This window comes from Paenibacillus planticolens (genome assembly GCF_013141725.1).
GTDB classification, from domain to species: Bacteria; Bacillota; Bacilli; order Paenibacillales; family NBRC-103111; genus Paenibacillus_E; species Paenibacillus_E planticolens.
Genome location: NZ_WHNZ01000070.1, coordinates 1 through 957, shown reverse-complemented (window position 1 = coordinate 957; position 957 = coordinate 1). Strand labels below are relative to the sequence as shown.

The following is a 957-nucleotide window of genomic DNA, read 5'->3' as shown; positions in this document are numbered from 1 at the left end:
CTTAAAGGGTATTTTTTTTGCCGACGCGCATGAGGGCCCTTAGCTCAGCTGGTTAGAGCGCACCCCTGATAAGGGTGAGGTCGGTGGTTCGAGTCCACTAGGGCCCACCATATTCCCTGATAGCTCAGTTGGTAGAGCACTCGACTGTTAATCGAGTTGTCACAGGTTCGAGTCCTGTTCGGGGAGCCATTTTAGAAAATATTCGAGTGGTTGAAGAAGGGCGCAGGCAATCATGTAGATTTCATAAGCGTCTTAAAGGTTTATTCCCTTCTTCACCTGCTCTTTAGAATATAAGTTTCAATATCAATTACATCTTTATCCTATGGAGGCTTAGCTCAGCTGGGAGAGCATCTGCCTTACAAGCAGAGGGTCGGCGGTTCGATCCCGTCAGCCTCCATTTTCAATATGTCAACGACGCGGGGTGGAGCAGCTCGGTAGCTCGTCGGGCTCATAACCCGAAGGCCGCAGGTTCAAATCCTGCCCCCGCAACCAATTCTTTGTTAGGGTGTAAAATAAGGCTCGGTAGCTCAGTCGGTAGAGCAGAGGACTGAAAATCCTCGTGTCGGCGGTTCGATTCCGTCCCGAGCCACCACAAATCCCAATAAAGTGAAGCTAAGCTTTGTAGCAACGCCGATTACTTTTTCGGGGCCCGTTAAGGCTTTTATATCATGGAGGCTTAGTGAAGTGGCTAAACACGGCAGACTGTAAATCTGCTCTCTCCGAGTTCGGTGGTTCGAATCCATCAGCCTCCATTTGCTTTTTCTAGGGGCATAGTTTAAAGGTAGAACAAAGGTCTCCAAAACCTTTGGTGTGGGTTCGATTCCTGCTGCCCCTGCCAATAAAGTAAGAAACTTAATATTGTGGCGGTCGTGGCGAAGGGGTTAACGCACCGGTTTGTGGATCCGGCATTCGCGGGTTCAAGTCCCGTCGTCCGCCCTTTAGTATCAAATCAAAATA

At 49.3% G+C, this 957-nt stretch carries 8 tRNA genes; all 8 read left to right on the top strand.

Going from position 1 to position 957, the window contains the following annotated elements:
• The first annotated feature begins 33 nt into the window (after nucleotides 1–33).
• The 8 genes from GC097_RS28420 to GC097_RS28385 all read left to right on the top strand — a co-directional run bounded on the left by GC097_RS28420 (nucleotide 34) and on the right by GC097_RS28385 (nucleotide 936).
• Nucleotides 34–110: transfer RNA gene (locus GC097_RS28420), tRNA-Ile, on the top strand.
• Between the two features lie 3 nt (nucleotides 111–113).
• Nucleotides 114–189: transfer RNA gene (locus GC097_RS28415), tRNA-Asn, on the top strand.
• 135 nt (nucleotides 190–324) lie between these two features.
• Nucleotides 325–397, top strand: a tRNA-Val gene (locus GC097_RS28410).
• Nucleotides 398–415: 18 nt separating this feature from the next.
• Nucleotides 416–492, top strand: a tRNA-Met gene (locus GC097_RS28405).
• Between the two features lie 24 nt (nucleotides 493–516).
• Nucleotides 517–592, top strand: a tRNA-Phe gene (locus GC097_RS28400).
• 78 nt (nucleotides 593–670) lie between these two features.
• Nucleotides 671–752 (top strand) — tRNA-Tyr (locus tag GC097_RS28395).
• A 12-nt stretch (nucleotides 753–764) separates the two neighbouring features.
• Nucleotides 765–838: transfer RNA gene (locus tag GC097_RS28390), tRNA-Trp, on the top strand.
• 25 nt (nucleotides 839–863) lie between these two features.
• Nucleotides 864–936: transfer RNA gene (locus GC097_RS28385), tRNA-His, on the top strand.
• The last annotated feature ends 21 nt before the right edge of the window (nucleotides 937–957 follow it).